The organism is Rhodanobacter sp. LX-99 (genome assembly GCF_018599185.1).
In the GTDB taxonomy this organism is placed as follows: domain Bacteria; phylum Pseudomonadota; class Gammaproteobacteria; order Xanthomonadales; family Rhodanobacteraceae; genus Rhodanobacter.
On the sequence record NZ_JAHFVL010000001.1, the window covers coordinates 1,969,624 to 1,987,762 of the forward strand.

The following is an 18,139-nucleotide window of genomic DNA, read 5'->3' on the forward strand; positions in this document are numbered from 1 at the left end:
CTCAGTGGGGTGCGGTGGGTGGGGTGGGCGTGCTTGCCGCGGGGCTGGCCATGCCGGCATCACTGCGCCAGCCGCCGCCGAGGGCGGCGTACAGCGCAGCGGTGTCGGCCAGCCGCGCGACGCGCGCCTGGATCAGGGCGATGCGCGCCTGCTGGAAGCTGCGCTGGGCATCGAGCAGGTTGAGATAGCCGGTCGAACCGAGCTGGAACTGACTATCGGTGAGCGCGAGCTGCTGCGATGCCGCGCTCTCGGCGACGACCTGCGCGGCCAGCCCTTCGGCATCGTATTGCAGCGCCTGCAGCGCATCGGCGACGTTCTGGAACGCGACCAGCACGGTCTGCTGCCAGTCCGCCACGGCCTTGTCCAGGCCGGCCTGCGCGGCGCGCTTCCTGTGCAGCAGCTCGCCGCCGTGGAACAGCGGCTGGGTCAGGCCCAGGCCCAGCGACCAGGCGCCGGTGCCGGCGGAGAACAAGTCGCCCGCGCGCAACGCCTGCGAACCGGCACTGCCGGACAGCGTGATCTGCGGCAGCATCGCCGCGGTGGCCACCCCGACCTGGGCCGACGCTGCATGCAGTTGTGCCGAGGCCGCGCGGATATCCGGGCGCTGCTCGACCAGGCCCGAGGGCAGGCTGACCGGGATGTCGCGCGGCAGGCTGATCGCGTCCAGCGTCAGCGGCGACAGCTCCAGTTGCGCCGGCGTGGTGCCCAGGTAGGTGGCCAGCTGATTCCGCGTCGCGGCGAGCTGGGCGCGCAGCGGCGGCACGGTGGCCTGGGTGGCGGCCAGCTGCGCGCGCACGGCCAGCGTGTCGGACAGCGACTTCGAGCCGATCTGCTGTTGCTCGCGGGCGATCTGCAGGCTCTTGCCCTGGATGTCGAGGATCTGTTCGGTCGCGCGCAGCTGCTCGCGCAACGAGGCTTCCTGCAGCGACGCGGTGACCACGTTGGCGGCCAGGGTCAGGTAGGTGGTGTCGAGCTGGGCGCGCTGGTAGTCGGCCAGCGCGAGCTGCGCCTCGATGCCGCGGCGCACGCCGCCGAACAGATCGAGCGTATAGCCGATGCTGACCGAGGCGTTGTAGACAGTGAACGGGCCGCGCCCGCCGGAACCCACCGACTGCGCGGCGGACTGCTTCTGGCGCGTGGCGCCGACGCCGGCGTCCAGCGACGGGAACAACCCGCCATGCGCCGCATTGGCATTTTCCTGCGCCTGGCGCAGGGCCGCCTGGGCCGACGCCACGGTGGGACTGTGGCTCAGCGCCGTGTTCACCCGGCGGGTCAGCTCGGCGTTCCCGAACGTCGTCCACCAGCGCGCCGGCACGTCGCGGCCTTGCAGGAAGCGCTGGGCATCGCCACCGGCCGCTTTCGCCGCCGCGGTGCCGGCCGGCAAGGGCTGCGCCGTGAAGCGGTCCACCGGCGGGGCGTCGGGGCGCCGGTAGTCGGGACCCACCGCGCAACCGGCCAGCGCCAGACCGGCCAGCAGCGTGAAAGCGCAGCCGGCGAACGAGACGGGTTTTGCATCAGACAGAAAAGGGGACAAGGGGATGACCTGGGCAAGGAAGCACCGGGTCGGCAAAATAGCAGACTGATGAGTTCAGATATATAGGAGAACGGTAAAAATTTTCGAATTTTTGTCGAATCCGTCGGCCCGGTTCGGCAGGCCCGCGCGATCAGCCACGCCATCGCGACCCGGGTACGCCCTGCCGCCCTGCAGCCCGGTCATGGGCAGCACCTTGCCACTCCCCGATGAAGGCAGGCCGGATGCCCTCGCCGGAGCGTCACCCCGCCGCCAGCAAGGCGCGTGCCCGCGCCACGACGTTGGCGACCGTGAAACCGAATGCGCGCAGCAGCACCTCGGCCGGCGCGGAGGCGCCGAAGTGGCCGATGCCGAGCATGTCGCCGTGCGCGCCGATGTAGCGGTCCCAGCCTTGCGATACGCCCAGCTCCACCGCCAGCCGCGCAGTCACGCCAGGCGGCAGCACTTCGTCGCGGTAGCTTTGCGGCTGCGCATCGAACAGTTCCCAGCTCGGCATCGACACGCAGCGCACGGCGATGCCGTCGGCCTGCAGCTGGTCGGCGGCTTCGACGATCAGGCCGACCTCGGAGCCGCTGGCGATGAGGATCAGCGACGGCTTGCCGTTCGGCGCATCGCTGAGCACATACGCGCCCCGGCGCAGGCCGTCGGCGCTGGCGTAGCGGCTGCGGTCCAGCGTGGGCACGTTCTGCCGGGTCAGCGCCAGCAGCACCGGCCGGCGCTTCGTTTCCAGCGCCACCTTCCACGCCACCGCGGTCTCGTTCGCGTCGGCGGGGCGGATCACGTCGAGGTTGGGGATCGCGCGCAGGCTGGCCAGCTGTTCCACCGGCTGGTGGGTGGGGCCGTCCTCGCCCAGCGCCACGCTGTCGTGGGTGAACACGTGCACCACGTGGAGGCCCATCAGTGCGGCCAGGCGGATCGCCGGGCGCATGTAGTCGGAGAAGATCAGGAAGGTGGAGCCGTACGGCACGAAGCCGCCGTGCACGGCCAGTCCGTTCGCGATCGCGCCCATCGCATGTTCGCGCACGCCGAAGTGCAGGTTGCGCCCGGCATGGCTCCAGCCGCCGCCGTCGGAACCCTGGCTGTCCTCGCCCGGCGCCAGCGGCGGATTGAAGTCGCCCAGGTCCTTCAGCGCGGTGTGGGTGGACGGATCGAGGTCGGCCGAGCCGCCGCCCAGCGCGGGCAGTTTCGGCGCGATCGCGTTCATCACCTTGCCGCCGGCGACGCGGGTGGCGAGGCCCTTGGCGTCGGCGGGAAACACCGGGATGTCCGCGTCCCAGCCCGCCGGCAGTTCGCCGTCCAGGCGGCCCTGCAACTCGGCGGCCAGCTCGGGGAAGGCCTTGGTATAGACGTCCATACGGCTGTTCCAGGCGCGTTCGGCCTCCACGCCGCGATCCAGCGCCTCGCGGAAATGCGCCAGCGCCGGCGGCGGCAGCAGGAAGTCCGGTTCGACCGGCCAGCCCAGCTTCTCTTTCGTCTTCCTGACGTCCTCGACGCCCAGCGGCGAGCCGTGCGCCTTGAACGTGTCCTGCTCGGGCGAGCCGTAGCCGATATGCGTGCGCACCAGGATCAGCGTGGGCCGCGTGGTGTCGGCGCGGGCCGCGTCAAGCGCGGCGTGGACCGCCGCCAGGTCGTTGCCGTCGGCCACCTGGATGGTCTGCCAACCGTACGCCTCGAAGCGTTTCGCGCGGTCTTCCGAGAAGGTGATATCGGTGCCGCCGGCCAGCGTCACGTAGTTGTCGTCGTACAGGCAGACCAGCTTGCCCAGCTTCAGATGCCCGGCCAGCGAAGCCGCCTCGCTGGCCACGCCTTCCATCAGGTCGCCGTCGCTGACGATGGCCCAGGTGCGGTGGTCGATCACGCGGTGGCCGTCGCGGTTGTAGCGCGCGGCCAGGTGCGCCTCGCCGATCGCCATGCCCACCGCGTTCGCCAGGCCCTGGCCGAGCGGGCCGGTGGTGATCTCGACGCCCGGCGTGTGGCCGTACTCGGGATGCCCGGGCGTCTTGCTGCCCCACTGGCGGAACTGCTGGAGGTCGTCCAGGGTGAGGTCGTAGCCGGTGGCGAACAGCAGGCTGTACAGCAGCGCCGAGCCGTGGCCGGCGGACAGCACGAAGCGGTCGCGGTCGGGCCAGTGCGGGTTGGCGGGGTTGTGCTTCAGCTGCCGCGTCCACAGCGCGTACGCCATCGGCGCGGCGCCCAGCGGCAGGCCGGGGTGGCCGCTGTTGGCCTTCTGCACCATGTCCACCGACAAAAAGCGCAGCAGGTCGATGCATTGCTGGTCGAGGGCGTGGGACATGGCGTTATCTCCGATGGTGGTGTGCGGTGGCTCAGGCGAGCGCGGCGTCGACGATGCCCTGGGCTTCCTTCAGCAGCGCCTGCAGGTGTTCCTCGCTCTTGAAGCTTTCGGCGTAAACCTTGTAGATCGCCTCGGTGCCGGACGGCCGCGCGGCGAACCAGCCGCTGGCGGCGATCGCCTTGATGCCGCCGATCGCGGCGCCGTTGCCGGGTGCCTTGTCCAGCACCTGCTCGATCTTCTCGCCGGCCAGCCGGTCGTTCTTCAGCTGATCGGGCGACAGTTTCGCCAGCTTCGCCTTCTGCGCCGGCGTGGCGGCGGCGTCGACGCGGCTGGCGAACGGCTTGCCGAGTTCGCCGGTCAGCCGTGCGTAGAGCTCGCCCGGGTCCTCGCCCTCGCGTGCGGTGATCTCGGCTGACAGCAGCGCCGGCACCATGCCATCCTTGTCGGTGACCCACGCCGTGCCGTCGCGGCGCAGCAGCGAGGCGCCGGCGCTTTCCTCGCAGCCGAAGCCGAGCGAGCCGTCGAACAGGCCGGGCGCGAACCACTTGAAGCCGACCGGCGCTTCGTACAGCCGTCGCCCGAGCCGCTTGGCCACGCGGTCGATCAGCGCGGTGCTGACCACGGTCTTGCCCACCGCGGCGTGCGCGCCCCACTGCGGCCGATGGCGGAACAGGTAGTCGACCAGCACCGACAGGTAGTGGTTCGGCTCCATCAGCCCGCTGCTGCGGGTGACGATGCCGTGGCGGTCGTGGTCGGTGTCGCAGGCGAATGCCACGTCGTAGCGGTCCTTCAATCCGATCAGCCGCTGCATCGCGTACTTCGACGACGGGTCCATGCGGATCTTGCCGTCCCAGTCCACGCTCATGAAGGCGAACTGCGGGTCGACCACCGAACTGACCACGGTGAGGTCGAGCCGGTAGCGATCGGCGATCGGCGCCCAGTAGTGCACGCCGGCGCCGCCCAGCGGATCGACGCCCATGTGCACGCCGGCGCTGCGGATGATCTCGAAGTCGACGATGTTCGCGAGGTCGGCGACGTAGCTGTTGAGATAGTCGTGTTCGTGCGTGGTGGCCGCCTTGCGCGCCTGCGCGTACGGCATCCGACGCACTTCCTTCAGCCCGCCTTCGAGCAGGGCGTTGGCGCGGTTCTCCACCCACCGGGTGATGTCGCTGTCGGCCGGGCCGCCGTTGCTCGGGTTGTACTTGAAGCCGCCGTTGTCCGGCGGGTTGTGCGACGGCGTGATCACGATGCCGTCGGCGAGCCCCGACGTGCGCCCCTTGTTGTGGACCAGGATCGCGTGCGACACCGCCGGCGTCGGCGTGTATTCGCCGCCGCTGGAGATCATCGTCTCGACGCCGTTGGCGGCCAGCACTTCCAGCGCGTTCTCGAACGCCGGCTGCGACAGCGCATGGGTGTCGGCGCCGATGAACAGCGGGCCGTCGATGCCTTTCGAACGGCGGTACTCGCAGATCGCCTGGCTGATCGCCAGGATGTGCGCCTCGTTGAAGCTGCGCTCGAACGAATTGCCGCGGTGGCCGGAGGTGCCGAACGCCACGCGCTGCGCCGGCACCGCGGGGTCGGGTTTCAGGTCCGCATACGCGGCCAGCAGTTGCGGGATGTCGACCAGGATCGACGACGGTGCCGGCTTGCCGGCGAGGGGACTGATCTGCTGGCTCATGGACCTTCCGTTGTCGGGCTGTCGCGCAGCTGGCGATAGCGGCGAATCAAGGCGTTGGTGGAGCTGTCGTGCGCGAGCGTCGGCTCGTCGGGCGCGGTCAGCTCGGCGATGGTGGCCTTAGCCAGCTGCTTGCCCAGCTCCACGCCCCACTGGTCGAACGAGTCGATGTCCCAGATCGCGCCCTGCACGAACACGCTGTGCTCGTACAGCGCGATCAGCGTGCCCAGCGCGTGCGGGGTCAGCTTCTGCGCGAGGATGGTGCTGCTGGGGCGGTTGCCGGGGAACGTGCGATGCGGCACCAGCGTCTCGGGCGTGCCTTCGGCGCGTACCTCGTCGGCAGTCTTGCCGAACGCCAGCGCCTCGCCCTGGGCGATCAGGTTCGCCATCAGCAGGTCGTGCTGATCGCCGAGCGGGTTGAGCGGCTGGCCGAAGCCGATGAAGTCGCACGGCACGATGCGCGTGCCCTGGTGGATCAGCTGGTAGAACGAGTGCTGGCCGTTGGTGCCCGGTTCGCCCCAGTAGATCGGCCCGGTGGCGTAGTCGACCGCGCTGCCGTCCAGCGTGACGCGCTTGCCGTTGCTCTCCATGGTCAGCTGCTGCAGGTAGGCGGGGAAGCGTTTCAGGTACTGCTCGTACGGCAGCACCGCGACCGTGGCGGCGTCGAGGAAGTTGCTGTTCCAGATGCCGAGCAGGCCCATCAGCGCCGGCAGGTTGCGTTCCAGCGGCGCGTGGCGGAAGTGTTCGTCCATCGCGTGGAAGCCGGCCAGCATCGCGCGGAAATGTTCCGCGCCGATCGCCAGCATGGTGGACAGGCCGATCGCCGAATCCATCGAGTAGCGCCCGCCCACCCAGTCCCAGAAGCCGAACATGTTGGCGGTGTCGATGCCGAACTTCGCCACCTCGGCGGCGTTGGTGGAAACCGCCACGAAGTGCTTCGCCACCGCCGACTCGTCGCCCAGCGCGGCGAGGCACCAGGCGCGCGCGGCATGCGCGTTGGCCAGCGTCTCCAGCGTGGTGAAGGTCTTCGAGCAGACGATGAACAGCGTCTCGGCCGCGTCCAGGTCGCGCACCGCCTCGGCGAAGTCGGTGCCGTCCACGTTGGAGACGAAGCGGAACGTCATGTCGCGCCGGCTGTAGTCGCGCAGCGCCTCGTACGCCATCACCGGGCCGAGGTCCGAACCGCCGATGCCGATGCTGATCACGTTGCGGATGCGCCTGCCGCCGTGGCCCAGCCATGCGCCGCTGCGCACGCGCTCGGAAAACGCGGCCATGCGGTCGAGCACGGCGTGCACGTCCGCCACCACGTCGTGGCCGTCGACGAGGATCTTTTGACCCGCCGGCGCGCGCAGCGCCACGTGCAGCACGGCGCGGTTCTCGGTGGTGTTGATGCGCTCGCCGCGGAACATCGCCGCGATCCGCTGCGGCAGCCGGCAGGCCGCGGCCAGTTCGCGCAGCAGGCGCAATGTGTCGGCGTCGACGCGCTGCTTGGAATAGTCGAGGTACAGGCCGACCTCATCGGCCACCAGCCGCTCGCCGCGCTGCGGATCGGCGGCGAACAGCTCGCGCAGGTGCTTGTGGCCGATCGCGTCGGCATGACGTTGCAGCGCCTGCCATTGCGGCAGGCGGGTGAGTCGCGGTTCGCTCATGGCAGGGCAGGCCCCTTGGATTTTTCGGCGAGCGCGCTGGCCTTGTCGGCGATCCGCTGCAGCAGCTGGTTCCACGATTTGACGAACGCCTCGGCGCCGTCCTGCTGCAGCTTCAGCGCCAGCGCGTCGATGTCCACGCCGGCCTTGGCGATCCGCGCCAGCACCGCATCCGCGTCGCCGCCGTCATCGGACATCACGCCGTGCAGCTGGCCGTGGTCGGCGAACGCGTGCAGGGTTTTCTCCGGCATCGTGTTGATGGTGTCGGGCGCCGCGAACGCGCTGATGTACAGCGTGTCGGAGGCGTTGGGATCCTTGGTGCCGGTGCTGGCCCACAGCAGGCGCTGCGGCCGGGCGCCGGCGGCGGCGAGCTTCTGCCAGCGCTTCGACGCCAGCAGTTCGCGATAGGCGCGATAGGTCTGCTGGCCCACCGCGATGCCCAGCCGGTTGTGCAGTTCATCCGGCAACTGCTTGTTGGCCGCCACGTCCCAGCGGCTGATGAACAGCGAGGCGACCGAGCCGACCTTCGGGTCGAGCCCGGCCGCGATGCGGCGCTCGATGCCGCGCAGGTAGGCCTCCGCGGCGGCCTGGTACTGCGCGCACGAGAACAGCAAGGTCACGTTGATCGGGATGCCGAGGAAGATCGCCTCCTCGATCGCCGGCACGCCTTCGGGGGTGCCGGGAATCTTCACGAACAGGTTGTCGCGCTGGCCCTGATGGTGGATGTGGCGCGCCGCCGCGATCGAGCCGGCGGTGTCGGCGGCCAGCAGCGGCGAGACCTCCATCGAGACCCAGCCGTCGACCTGGCCGGTGGCGTCGAACACCGGCTTGAACAGGTCGGCGGCGCGGCGCAGGTCTTCCAGCGCCAGTTCGGTGAACAGCGCCTCGCCGTTCAGCCCGGCCAGCGTCTTGGCGTGGATGCCGGCGTCGTAGGCGTCGCCGCCGCCGATCGCCGCGTCGAAGATGCTGGGGTTCGAGGTCAGCCCGGTGATCGAGTCCTCGGCGACGTAGCGCGCCAGCGTGCCGTCGTCGAGCAGGCTGCGGGTGATGTTGTCCAGCCACAGGCTTTGGCCGAGTTCGTGCAGTTGGCGGGTTGCTTTCATGCTTGTCTCCATGACTCCAGTTCGATTCGGGGATGGGGTGCTTCAGCTGGCCGGCAGGGGGATCGCCGGCGCGCTCGGCAGGAAATCACCAAGCTTACGCTCGCGCAGATCGCCGATGCACGCGATCGTGAGGTCCGCTGCCGGATCGATGGTTTCGCCGGCGCTGTCGGCCGCGTAGTGGCCCTGGCGCACGAACACGGTGGTGAGCTTGTGGCCCAGGCGCTGCTTCATCGCGGCCAGGACGTGCGGCTTGTCGTCGACCATCACGTAGTGCGCGGCCGGGTAGCGCTGCTGCATCGCGACCAGCATCTGCTGCTTGTGCACGTAGATCAGTACCTCGCCACGCAGCGCGGCCCACAGCCCGGCGCGCTGGATCTTGCGCGGCTGGAACACCACGTCGCCGTCGGACAGGATCGCCGTGGGCCCCAGCGTGCGCAGGTGCGCCACGGTTTCCAGCGCGTGCGGGTAGAGCCGGTCGGCGAACGGATAGTCCAGCAGGTAGTTGGACATCTGCAGCAGCGAGGGGTCGTTGTCCAGGCCGGTGCGGAAGCGCTGCAGCGCGCCCAGGTAGTCGGCAAAGCCGGACTGCTGGCGCAGCTCCTCGTAGATCGCCCAGTAGCGTGCGCGCCCGGCCGCGCCGAACGCCGCCTCCAGGGTGTCGCCGAGGTCGGCGCCGAAGCGGTCGTTGTCGAGCAGGGTGTTGTCCACGTCGAGCAGGAACACCACCGCGGCGGCCTCGGACGCATGGTTGCTCAACATGGCTTGCCCTCCTCCACCTGCGGATCGTGCCAGCCCTCGTCGCCGCTGACGATACGTGCCGCTTCGGGCGGACCCCAGCTGCCCGGCTCGTAGAATCCCACCGGCCCTTCGCGGGCCAGCACGCGGTCGACCACCGCCCACGCCGCCTCGACGCATTCGTCGCTGGTGAACAGCGCGTTGTCGCCGCGGATCGCGTCGCCGAGCAGGCGCTCGTACGGCGATTTCTCCGGCGCCAGGTCATGCCGCACGACCAGTTCCACCGCTTCGCCACGCATCTCCTCGCCGGGCTGCTTCACCCGCATGCCCTCGGCGATGATCACCTCCGGGCTGAGCCGGAAGCGGAAGTAGTTCGACTGCTCCGCGCCGATCGCGTCGAATACCGACAGCGGCGGCGTCTTCATGTCCACCATCACCTGGGTGGTGGTGATCGGCAGCTTCTTGCCGGCGCGGATGTAGAACGGCACGCCGGCCCAGCGCCAGGTGTCGATGTGCAGGCACAGCGCCACGAAGGTCTCCACGTTCGAATCGGCGGCCACGCCCTGCACGTCGCGGTAGCCCTTGAACTGGCCGCGCACCACCTCGGCCGGGTCGAGCGGGCGCATTGCGCGGAACAGCCGCAGTTTCTCGGCGCGCAGCGCCTCCGGGTCGTTGCCGATCGGCGCATCCATCGCCAGCAGCGAGGTCACCTGCAGCAGGTGGTTCTGCAGCACGTCGCGGATCGCGCCGACGCCCTCGTAGAACGCGCCGCGGCCGTCCACGCCGAACTGCTCGGCCATGGTGATCTGCACGCGGTCCACGTAGCGGTTGTTCCACACCGGCTCCAGCACGGTGTTGGCGAAGCGGAAGTACAGCAGGTTCTGCACCGGCTCCTTGCCCAGGTAATGGTCGATGCGGAAGATCGCCGACTCCGGGAACACCGCGTGCAGCGTGCGGTTGAGCGCCTGCGCCGAGGCCAGGTCGCGGCCGAACGGCTTCTCCACCACGATCCGCGCGCCGTCCGCGCAGCCGGCCTGCTGCAGGTTCTTCGCCACCACGCCGAACAGCTTGGGCGGGATCGCCAGGTAGTGCAGCGGCCGCTGCGCCTCGCCCAGCGCCTGCTTCAGCCGCTGGAACGTGGCCGCGTCGTTGTAGTCGCCGTCGACGTAGCGCAGCCGTGCCGCCAGCTTCGCGAACGCCGCCTCGTCGACGGCGCCGCCCTGCTCCCGTGCCGCCTGCGCCAGGCTGTCGTGCGCGCGCTGGCGCAGCTGCTCCACGCTCCAGCCCGAATGCGCCACGCCGATGATCGGCAGGTCCAACCCGTCACGCAGCATCATCGCCTGCAATGCCGGAAAGATCTTCTTGTAGGCCAGGTCGCCGGTGGCGCCGAAAAAAACCAGGGCATCCGAGCGGGGTGTCGGCATGGGGATGACTCTCTCCGTAGGGTTGCGGGCTGCGTTGCCCGACGTGGCGCGCAGGGCGCGCGCAACGGCATGGCGCGGTTCCGCCAACATGCCGGACATCGGGTTCGCTTTCCAGCCTGCACGCCGGCAGGTTAAGTCGATGCATAAGCCAGGCCGCGCGGGAGTTGACGCGACCGGGGCAGGAACCTGCGCTGGCGCTTGAACGACAGCGCAGGTTCCGTCGGGGAATTTTCGCAGGCGCGCGGCACGGCCGGGCGACACCTGCGACAGCCGGGAATCGCTCCGTCCTGCGTGCATGGCTGACCAAACGAAGGAACCGGCCTATCGCTGGACGGGGGGCTTCCACGAAGACCGTCTGCGCGCCCTGCCTTTCACAGGCAAGGTTGACCGTGCGTCCCATGGCGCGCGTCCGATGCACCGTGCCCGCCGGTGCGACCATGCTTTGCCACTCGGTGAGCGTCACCCGGGGGAGCGTTCTCGAATTCGATCTGTGCCCTCGATGGCGTTGCCCAGTTCCTGGCCATACGCCACTTCGAGAGTGTGGCCATCGGGGTCTCGAATAAGTGCCCAGTACCCGACTGGCGGCCCCGAATCTTCTGGCTCACGGATAAGACACTGTTCTTGCCGGGCAAGCTGGCATAGCTGATCGACGCCTTGGCGCGACGACACGCCGACGCCTAGATGGGCCATCGGAAGGAGGGGTTCTATCGGTCCCGAGGTTTCAATAAGAACGACGGCGAAAGGCCTGGTGCGATCACTGACCCAAACCACACCCGGACGCCGGTGCACGGCTTGCATGTTGCCGTACTTTGCATAGAACGCTTCGCTCGCTGAAAGCGAATGGACTGGCAATGCGATGTGGGTGAGGCCGACGTCTGTCATAAGTGGCCTGGCGCAGGATTCAAGGGGCGGCGAAGCCGTCCGCCTTGAACGGGATGTTAGGTGCCGAGCGTGACCAGCTCAACATCCGGAACCCACAGTTGCGACCATCGTGCGATCTTTTCGCCAGGGGCCAGCCATTGCGGCGAAGCCGGGACCGCATTCCCAAAGCCGGTGGGCCCCTCCAGTGACCGTGCGTTGACAGCTCCGTAAATGCGGGCATTGTGCTCGAAGACGACGGCAACCAGCACCCCGCACCGGCCGCACAGCAGGAATTCGGCGGTATTTGATCCCTGCCGATACCGCCGCAGCGTATCTGGGCTCTGCATGATGACGGACAGTTGCCCGGCCGGATCCGAAACGTAGGCGGCACCGTGCTTTTGACAGAACGAGCAGTCGCAGGCCCGAGGAACCGTGCTCGCCGGCTCCAGTGCGGTTGAAAAGGCCACGCGAAGCTGACCGCAGTGACAGCCACCCCGAAACGCAAATGCATTGCTCAATGGCGACATCGTTGCACCTGGAGCCTGACGCCGGGAGTCAGGCGGGCGGCGAGGCCGTCCGCCTTGAAGAATGGTCAGACGGCATTTTCGATGGCCGTCACGACGAAATGTTGAACCAACGGCTCGAACCCCAACAAGTAGTCTTGATCTTCAGGGTAGTACTTGGCCTTGAGCATATCGTCTCCCGCGAAAGCACGAATGCTCTCCTCCGATTCCCAATGCGTCACGGTCAGGAAGTGCGTAACCTCAGCCTCGTCTCGCCGAAGCACGGCAACGCTCAGGTTGCCGGGAACCGAGCGGTAGTCTGGAACGGCCCGCTGCTCGAGGAAGCTCGCATAGGCATCGGCCTTCGAGCGTGGTGTGACCCCGTGCCACATGCGGCAAATCATGACAATCTCCAATGTCGTCTAACGCTGGAGTTGAGCGGCGGAGCAGCCGTCCGCCTTGAACGAATGGCTAGCCATCTGCCGGGGCCTCCGTCAGCTGCAACGACTCGTTAGCCGGCGACCGCGGATGGTCGTGCCGCCTCTGTCGTTCCGCCGGCAGGCACCTCCAAGGTTACCTCGTCGCCGTCCTCGAGCCGAAAGGCTGCCCGCAACCCGACCGCCGCCACGATCTCGACCACCCACGGGTCAGGCCGATCTCGGGCCGCCGTCGTTGTCGTCCACAGAAACGCGCGCTGCCCACCCAGGTTCCGCAGTCGGCACGGCAGCAGCAAGATGTCCCGCTCACCACCGTACTCCTCGCGCCCAAACCAGACCAGGTGGGGCTGCAACTCGGGTGCGTGCCATTCGAACACCTGCGGAAGCGCGAGGTTCAGCGAGCCGGGGAACACCGGCATACCCAGCTTCCGGCTGTAGGCGGCGTTGAACCGCTGCAGCCAGCGCGACGCATCGCCTTTGCCGGGCTGCACGCGTCCGACCAGCACTCGCGATGTCGAGAACTCTGCAGGCATTTCCGAAGACGTATGCATTGGCCGGTTGACCGAGATGTCAGGTGCCATGCCGCATCCTTACACCGCCCTTCCTTCGACGTGACTTGAAAGAATGGTAAGGACCCCACCGCCCGGTTCGCGAACGGTGAAGCGCTCGTGATGAATTGCTGGAACATTCTCTATTTCCGTTGGCACAAACCCTGCCGCAGAGAGCCGTCGATGAAACGCGCGAAGGTCATCAACCATCAGATCGAACGGTGCGACTCCACCGGGCACGGTGCCCTTGGGGAAGATTAGCAGGTGCGTACCACCCCTAAGCTCGAAGATGGCCATCTCGGAACCCCGGAACACAGAGCGCATTCCAAGTGTGACCATGAAGTCGGCGCTCTCCGGGATTCGATCGCTTTCGAGAACAACGTGCCCGATCCAGATTTCCGGTAGAGAGTTCATACCACGCACACACCCGATTTATGGTACCTAAACGCCTGAATTAAGCCGCGCCGCGAAGCGGCGTCGACTTGAATGAATTGTTAGACCGCATCCGCAGCACCTTCTTGCATGAACTGCTGGGCCGCGGACTCCCAGTTTTGCCCGTCAAATGGGCGAATCTTCAGACTGGATAGGTCAACACCGTCAATACAGCGCAGATTTACGACCCACCTCGTTGGGGCGATTCTCGGGCGGCTGAAGGGGCTGGTGCCACACTCTTTGCAGAAGTAGTGCTTGGCCGTCATGGTGCCAAATTGGTAGACGCCGAGGTCGGCCTCCCCAGACAGAATGCGAAAGTGCGCATTGTCGGTGCCGTGCCAGATGGCACCTTTCATGTGGCAAATCGAGCAGTTGCACTCAATGGCCGTGCCAATACTACCGTCAACCTCGAAAGTGACGCGCCCACAATGACACGAGCCCTTGTGCGTTTGCATGCCGGAATCCTTGAGCGCGGTCTAACGCCTGAATCAAGCCGAGCCGCGAAGCGGCTTCGGCTTGAATGAATTGTTAGGCGCCACCCGACGCCCGCTCCCATGATGCCACTGGTCCAGGTTGTCGGCGAAACAGTGGATGGCACGCTGGTGTAATCACATTGCTCCAGTGTGTGAACACGGTTGGATTGCGGGCCGCCAGCTTGTGCTGCAAATGGGTCCACTCATACGCGAGTTGACCGGAGCTGACTGGGATGACTTGAACGGCCCGAACAGGCCCGACCTTGGACCGGTCGAAGGAATAACCGCGCTTAGTGGCCTCGTCATGGACTGACGCCAGATACGAGTTGATGGCCAAGCGCGAGTGAGGGTGCGCTTTGAACCGCTCCAGCTGAGGATGATTGGTGTAGCCGCGCGTCTCGTTGCGTAGAACGGCCTTTGCCAGTAAGGCCTCGCGCCATAGGGCCACTAAACCCTGTGGATCGAGATACTTTGGGTGCAATGACCAGAGACGCATGAAGTGGCACCTAACGCTGGAGTTAAGCGGCGCGCGGTACGCGCGTCCGCTTGGACGAGTAGTTAGGGCGCTGGCTCACAGACCGCCCCGCATGGCCAAGCCAAATAGACGTGCAGCCTCCATCGTGCTGCTTGGGCCGACGTAAAACACTTGGCCCGCAGCCACGCACACGACAAAAAGCAATTGCGAACCAAGAAACAGTGCCGCGTGCGATAGCCAGCGACGAGGTGAAGATCGCGAGCGCACCAAAACAACAGTGAGACCAATCGCGATGGCGGACCAAGCAAAGGCCTGCTTGACCCACACGTAACCACCAAACCATGCGAACGCGCCAAGCCAGAAGCCACCGACTGCAAGCAAGGTGAATCCGATTGCTGTCGAGACGCGCGAGGATGAGTGGGTATCCATAGCCCTAACGCTGGAGTTAAGCGGCGGCGAAGCCGTCCGCCTTGAACGAGTGGTTAGGCCGAAAATAGCTGAAAGAGCCACGTCAGGACGGCCGCAAAATAATGGCATAGCCGACTAAGGAAAGTACCCCTTGGGCCGGCGTGAACTTGCGGCGATATGTGACCCGGCTGCCCATAGGACCAAGGATTTTTCGGAAGTTAATCGGTGCCAAGTACCAAAGCGGTGCAACAACCAGGAACCCGAGACTCGCAACAAGAAGCGAGGTCTTGCTTGTGTGCTCCCAAGCGAAGAGAAGGGATGCGGAAATGAGTAGAGCAATCGCTAGGCTAGCTATAGCCGAACTCTTGGGTGCGCTGGTTGTGTCTTGATCGTCCATGTGTGAGCCTAACGCTGGAGTTAAGCGGCGGCGTAGCCGTCCACCTTGAACGAGATGTTAGCGCGCAACCTTACAGCTACGATAGCGCCAGAATGGCCATGAAAACCAAGGCCAGAACTACCGTGATTGTCATGGAGTGCTTGATGTAGATGTTGTACCACCGTGAGCTCTCCTGGGGTGTTAGAAGGCGTAGATACATGGGCACGTAGCGCAACGGTCCAAAGTTGAAGAACGCATCGCTCCCAACTTTGCCGCCAGCGTCGTTTACCCGCAAAAGAACGACGCAGAAATACAGGGCCGTGAACAGCACGATGTCAGCGGCTAGGGCGATCCAGCTGTAGATGAGCAGCGTCGACATGAGCGCTAACGCCTGAGTTAAGCGGCGGCGAAGCCGTCCGCTTGGACGAGGAGTTAGACGGTTGCGACGCAGCACGCTCGGGCGACGATGTGGGCGCACGACGAACGCGAAGGTTGAGCAACCAACCACCCCAAAACTGCCAGCTCTGAAAGCTCAGGCTTGCGACGACACTGCGCGAAATGCTGCGGCGGCGACGGACGACAAGCCAGCGCGAAGCTGAGCGAAACACACGATACGACAAACCAACACGAGCTGCCGACTAACGCTGGAGTTAAGCGGCGGCGAAGCCGTCCGCCTTGAACGAGTAGTTAGAGCGCACGCCACTCACAGCATGCTCCAGATAACAGCGATTGCGGGTAGAAAGCCTAACGCAGCGCAAACGCAGGAACGAACTTTGGCTGCAGTAAAACTGAAACCGGAAAGACAAAGTGCAATCAAGATGCACACAACACCGACGCCCAGTACTGCAATTGATAGGTGCCGAGCGGCTTCGATTTGTGCGCGCGGAACAGAGGGCGAGGGATCACCGAGTTGCGACGTGACGCCGAAGAAGGCGAGCAGCCAACCAGCCACAACCAGAATCAAAGCCAGATTTGCTGCCGTAGTCTGCTTCATAGGCTCTAACGCTTGAGTTAAGCGGCGGCGGTACGCCGTCCGCTTGGACGAAATGTTAGCCTTCATCGCGAGGCTTTTGTGGCAAGAAGGCTTTGCCCTTAACGGCGTATTCGGCGAGAGTTTTTAGCCGCCTAAAGTGGGCCGCGAGCAATTTCGCTGTAACAAGAGGGCTTCCAGTTCTCTGATTGAGCTCATCAAGTCGTTGAAAGCCAACATAATTGGCTAGATCCTGTGTTAGTCCTTGAAGCTCTTGTATCTGAGCCCTCGTAAGACGAATCTGCTCGAGTTTGGCCTTCGCTGCCTCAGAGTTAATGTTGTAAATCGTTCTTTGGAGTGCGGAGTAACACTTTGTTACCGTCGTGATAGAGCCCGCAATTGCAGCGACAGACGCCGCCACTTGCACCGCTGGATTGAGGTTTAAAAGAAGATCAATCCAACCGGGGGAGGCATACCTTATTTCTGTGATTCGGGGGCGATACTCGTGCTCGACCTGATTCTGTAGCACCGTGTAGATGTTTACTATTGAGTAGCCGCCGCCCCACGGATAATTTTCTAGCGCGTAATTTATCCGCTCGGCATCGCGGGGTGACAAATCTGAGTCGAAGCAGTAAGTAAAGGCATATACCTGCTCAAAGGTGTGAGGGAACTCGTAAAGATCTTTGAGGTGCCAGCGACCGTCCATCTGTACCCGATAGATGCCTGCGTCCAAACCATATCTCCCAAATGAAGACTAACGCCTGAATTAAGCCGCGCCGCGAAGCGGCGTCGGCTTGAATAAATTGTTAGGTGTCTTTGCCGATTGCCAACAACAATGGGGCCGTTACATTGTTGACAACATCAAAGAGTTGATCTGCCGCGTCGCCTGCGTAATGTCGCGGGATATTCTTGAACGAAACTGTGCCTAGCCCGAGGCCTATCCAGCTACTTTTCGTGAAGATGCGGCTATAGATAGATTCTGCCGCTGGATGGATTAGATTCTTCTGTTCGAACAGCGCCCCATCAATCTCTGGGGTGAGATTGATGTAATCCCATTGAACATCGGCGAGCTTTCCGTGGACCTTAACCGTTACGTACGGAATTTGCTTTTCGGAGCAATGCTGGAACCAACGATTCTCTGTGGCGAAGTTCTTGTTGTTCGATCGAGTGATCTCTATGTGCTTCTGCGTCATGAGCGAAATCCTATCTAAGACACCTAACGCTTGAGTTAAGCGGCGGCGAAGCCGTCCGCCTTGAACGAGTTGTTAGGCCTGCCCGCGCTTGCTTGGGGCGCTTGCTTTGCCTTGCCAATAGCCGCGGAAGCCAAAGTACGCACCTAGCAGGACAAGCCAAAGGGGAAAACGAACAAACGAAAAGGCAAGGAGCTGGTAGCTATGCGACCTAGCGTACCACTCGCCGCCCACCGGGAACGAAGCAAGGATGGACTGGACGTAATAGGTGGCGTGAAGCGCCACGAAGCTGCCCCAGACAAGCAACACGAGCCAAGGATTGGCAAAAGCTAGTTTGTTAAGCAGTCTGCTCATCTGAGGCCTAACGCTTGAGGTAACCGGCGCGAACCCGCGCAGCGGGTTTGCGTCCGGTTGACCGAACAGTTAGACACTTTAGCTAGTCGTTACGGCAGGAGTATGCGCGACCGCTAACGTACGGCGCATATCCACCTGCGATTGATTGCCAAACAATGTTTGTTGCCCCAAGTTTTGCCGCCTTCTCTCTTGCTTCATTCCTGGCGTTCTCCATGCCGGTTGAAGCAGCGACTCCTCCCCAGCCGGACGAACCCTGAATCTCGCCAACGAACTTGCAGCCAGCAACCATGCTTTGGTCGGCATCCGCTACTCGCAAGGCGCTTGCCGATGGAGTTGTCGCGCAGCTCTGACATACAAGACAGGCCGTTACCGCAATACAAAGCACCACGTTGCGATGTAGCTGCATGGCTTCCCCCACCCCTCTTGTCTAACGCCTGAGTTAAGCGGCGGCGAAGCCGTCCGCTTGGACGAGAAGTTAGACGGTTGCGACGCAGCACGCTCGGGCGATGATGTGGGCGCACGACGAACGCGAAGCTTGAGCAACCAACCACCCCAAAACTGCCAGCTCTGAAAGCTCAGGCTTGCGACGACACTGCGCGAAATGCTGCGGCGGCGACCGACGACAAGCCAGCGCGAAGCTGAGCGAAACACACGATACGACAAACCAACACAAGCTGCCGACTAACGCTGGAGTTAAGCGGCGGC

The 18,139-nt window shown here is 64.8% G+C and carries 19 protein-coding genes; all 19 read right to left on the reverse strand.

The genetic code is table 11. The features are described from left to right. Nucleotide 1: 1 nt before the first annotated feature. The 19 genes from KK131_RS09075 to KK131_RS09160 all read right to left on the reverse strand — a co-directional run bounded on the left by KK131_RS09075 (nt 2) and on the right by KK131_RS09160 (nt 17,083). A complete protein-coding gene (locus KK131_RS09075) occupies nt 2–1,534 on the reverse strand; it encodes an efflux transporter outer membrane subunit (RefSeq protein WP_250887433.1) in 1,533 nt (510 codons plus the stop codon). 54 nt (nt 1,535–1,588) lie between these two features. Further along, a complete protein-coding gene (locus tag KK131_RS17735) occupies nt 1,589–1,717 on the reverse strand; it encodes a hypothetical protein (RefSeq protein ID WP_284731452.1) in 129 nt (42 codons plus the stop codon). A 55-nt stretch (nt 1,718–1,772) separates the two neighbouring features. Beyond that, a complete protein-coding gene (gene tkt / locus KK131_RS09080; protein ID WP_214556328.1) occupies nt 1,773–3,824 on the reverse strand; it encodes a transketolase in 2,052 nt (683 codons plus the stop codon). Nucleotides 3,825–3,855: 31 nt separating this feature from the next. Then, the gene (gene pgm, locus KK131_RS09085; protein ID WP_214556329.1) at nt 3,856–5,502 is read right to left on the reverse strand and encodes a phosphoglucomutase (alpha-D-glucose-1,6-bisphosphate-dependent); all 1,647 of its coding nucleotides are present in this window, start codon (nt 5,500–5,502) and stop codon (nt 3,856–3,858) included. Continuing rightward, nucleotides 5,499–7,148 (reverse strand): glucose-6-phosphate isomerase, encoded by a 1,650-nt coding sequence (pgi, locus tag KK131_RS09090; protein WP_214556330.1) that lies wholly within the window; start codon nt 7,146–7,148, stop codon nt 5,499–5,501. Before pgi ends, pgm begins: the two co-directional genes overlap by 4 nt. Then, nucleotides 7,145–8,248, reverse strand: coding sequence for a transaldolase (gene tal / locus KK131_RS09095; RefSeq protein ID WP_214556331.1), 1,104 nt, complete (start codon nt 8,246–8,248; stop codon nt 7,145–7,147). The genes pgi and tal overlap by 4 nt, the downstream gene beginning before the upstream one ends. 42 nt (nt 8,249–8,290) lie before the next feature. After that, nucleotides 8,291–9,007: an HAD family hydrolase gene (locus KK131_RS09100; protein ID WP_214556332.1), complete on the reverse strand. Its 717-nt coding sequence runs from the start codon at nt 9,005–9,007 to the stop codon at nt 8,291–8,293. After that, nucleotides 9,001–10,407, reverse strand: coding sequence for a glucose-6-phosphate dehydrogenase (zwf, locus tag KK131_RS09105; protein WP_214556333.1), 1,407 nt, complete (start codon nt 10,405–10,407; stop codon nt 9,001–9,003). Before zwf ends, KK131_RS09100 begins: the two co-directional genes overlap by 7 nt. 938 nt (nt 10,408–11,345) lie before the next feature. Then, nucleotides 11,346–11,795 carry an aldehyde-activating protein gene (locus tag KK131_RS09115; protein ID WP_214556335.1) on the reverse strand — a complete coding sequence of 150 codons (450 nt, stop codon included), beginning with the start codon at nt 11,793–11,795 and terminating at the stop codon, nt 11,346–11,348. A gap of 65 nt (nt 11,796–11,860) precedes the next feature. Further along, nucleotides 11,861–12,163, reverse strand: a complete 303-nt coding sequence (locus tag KK131_RS09120; protein ID WP_214556336.1) for an antibiotic biosynthesis monooxygenase — start codon at nt 12,161–12,163, stop codon at nt 11,861–11,863. 119 nt (nt 12,164–12,282) lie between these two features. Continuing rightward, nucleotides 12,283–12,789, reverse strand: coding sequence for a DUF120 domain-containing protein (locus KK131_RS09125; RefSeq protein ID WP_214556337.1), 507 nt, complete (start codon nt 12,787–12,789; stop codon nt 12,283–12,285). A 9-nt stretch (nt 12,790–12,798) separates the two neighbouring features. Beyond that, entirely contained in the window at nt 12,799–13,170 is a 372-nt protein-coding gene (locus tag KK131_RS09130) for a VOC family protein (RefSeq protein WP_214556338.1), read from the reverse strand. 80 nt (nt 13,171–13,250) lie between these two features. Next, on the reverse strand, nt 13,251–13,643 hold the full coding sequence (locus KK131_RS09135) for a GFA family protein (protein ID WP_214556339.1): 393 nt from the start codon (nt 13,641–13,643) through the stop codon (nt 13,251–13,253). Nucleotides 13,644–13,716: 73 nt separating this feature from the next. Beyond that, nucleotides 13,717–14,157 (reverse strand): pyrimidine dimer DNA glycosylase/endonuclease V, encoded by a 441-nt coding sequence (locus tag KK131_RS17660; RefSeq protein WP_250887432.1) that lies wholly within the window; start codon nt 14,155–14,157, stop codon nt 13,717–13,719. A gap of 75 nt (nt 14,158–14,232) precedes the next feature. Continuing rightward, a complete protein-coding gene (locus tag KK131_RS09140; protein ID WP_214556340.1) occupies nt 14,233–14,565 on the reverse strand; it encodes a hypothetical protein in 333 nt (110 codons plus the stop codon). Nucleotides 14,566–15,017: 452 nt separating this feature from the next. Further along, on the reverse strand, nt 15,018–15,299 hold the full coding sequence (locus tag KK131_RS09145) for a hypothetical protein (protein WP_214556341.1): 282 nt from the start codon (nt 15,297–15,299) through the stop codon (nt 15,018–15,020). 324 nt (nt 15,300–15,623) lie between these two features. Then, nucleotides 15,624–15,914, reverse strand: coding sequence for a hypothetical protein (locus KK131_RS09150; protein ID WP_214556342.1), 291 nt, complete (start codon nt 15,912–15,914; stop codon nt 15,624–15,626). A 55-nt stretch (nt 15,915–15,969) separates the two neighbouring features. Beyond that, nucleotides 15,970–16,623, reverse strand: a complete 654-nt coding sequence (locus KK131_RS09155) for a hypothetical protein (RefSeq protein WP_214556343.1) — start codon at nt 16,621–16,623, stop codon at nt 15,970–15,972. 73 nt (nt 16,624–16,696) lie between these two features. After that, a complete protein-coding gene (locus KK131_RS09160) occupies nt 16,697–17,083 on the reverse strand; it encodes a hypothetical protein (RefSeq protein ID WP_214556344.1) in 387 nt (128 codons plus the stop codon). Nucleotides 17,084–18,139: the final 1,056 nt, after the last annotated feature.

Coding starts and splice junctions, on each gene's coding strand:
- KK131_RS09145 (WP_214556341.1), bottom strand. CDS start 15,299: ATGTCGACGCTGCTCATCTACAGCTGGATCGCCCTAGCCGCTGACATC.
- KK131_RS09115 (WP_214556335.1), bottom strand. CDS start 11,795: ATGTCGCCATTGAGCAATGCATTTGCGTTTCGGGGTGGCTGTCACTGC.
- KK131_RS09100 (WP_214556332.1), bottom strand. CDS start 9,007: ATGTTGAGCAACCATGCGTCCGAGGCCGCCGCGGTGGTGTTCCTGCTC.
- KK131_RS09140 (WP_214556340.1), bottom strand. CDS start 14,565: ATGGATACCCACTCATCCTCGCGCGTCTCGACAGCAATCGGATTCACC.
- pgi (WP_214556330.1), bottom strand. CDS start 7,148: ATGAGCGAACCGCGACTCACCCGCCTGCCGCAATGGCAGGCGCTGCAA.
- tkt (WP_214556328.1), bottom strand. CDS start 3,824: ATGTCCCACGCCCTCGACCAGCAATGCATCGACCTGCTGCGCTTTTTG.
- pgm (WP_214556329.1), bottom strand. CDS start 5,502: ATGAGCCAGCAGATCAGTCCCCTCGCCGGCAAGCCGGCACCGTCGTCG.
- KK131_RS17660 (WP_250887432.1), bottom strand. CDS start 14,157: ATGCGTCTCTGGTCATTGCACCCAAAGTATCTCGATCCACAGGGTTTA.
- KK131_RS09135 (WP_214556339.1), bottom strand. CDS start 13,643: ATGCAAACGCACAAGGGCTCGTGTCATTGTGGGCGCGTCACTTTCGAG.
- tal (WP_214556331.1), bottom strand. CDS start 8,248: ATGAAAGCAACCCGCCAACTGCACGAACTCGGCCAAAGCCTGTGGCTG.
- KK131_RS09160 (WP_214556344.1), bottom strand. CDS start 17,083: ATGACGCAGAAGCACATAGAGATCACTCGATCGAACAACAAGAACTTC.
- zwf (WP_214556333.1), bottom strand. CDS start 10,407: ATGCCGACACCCCGCTCGGATGCCCTGGTTTTTTTCGGCGCCACCGGC.
- KK131_RS09120 (WP_214556336.1), bottom strand. CDS start 12,163: ATGTGGCACGGGGTCACACCACGCTCGAAGGCCGATGCCTATGCGAGC.
- KK131_RS09130 (WP_214556338.1), bottom strand. CDS start 13,170: ATGAACTCTCTACCGGAAATCTGGATCGGGCACGTTGTTCTCGAAAGC.
- KK131_RS09150 (WP_214556342.1), bottom strand. CDS start 15,914: ATGAAGCAGACTACGGCAGCAAATCTGGCTTTGATTCTGGTTGTGGCT.
- KK131_RS17735 (WP_284731452.1), bottom strand. CDS start 1,717: ATGACCGGGCTGCAGGGCGGCAGGGCGTACCCGGGTCGCGATGGCGTG.
- KK131_RS09125 (WP_214556337.1), bottom strand. CDS start 12,789: ATGGCACCTGACATCTCGGTCAACCGGCCAATGCATACGTCTTCGGAA.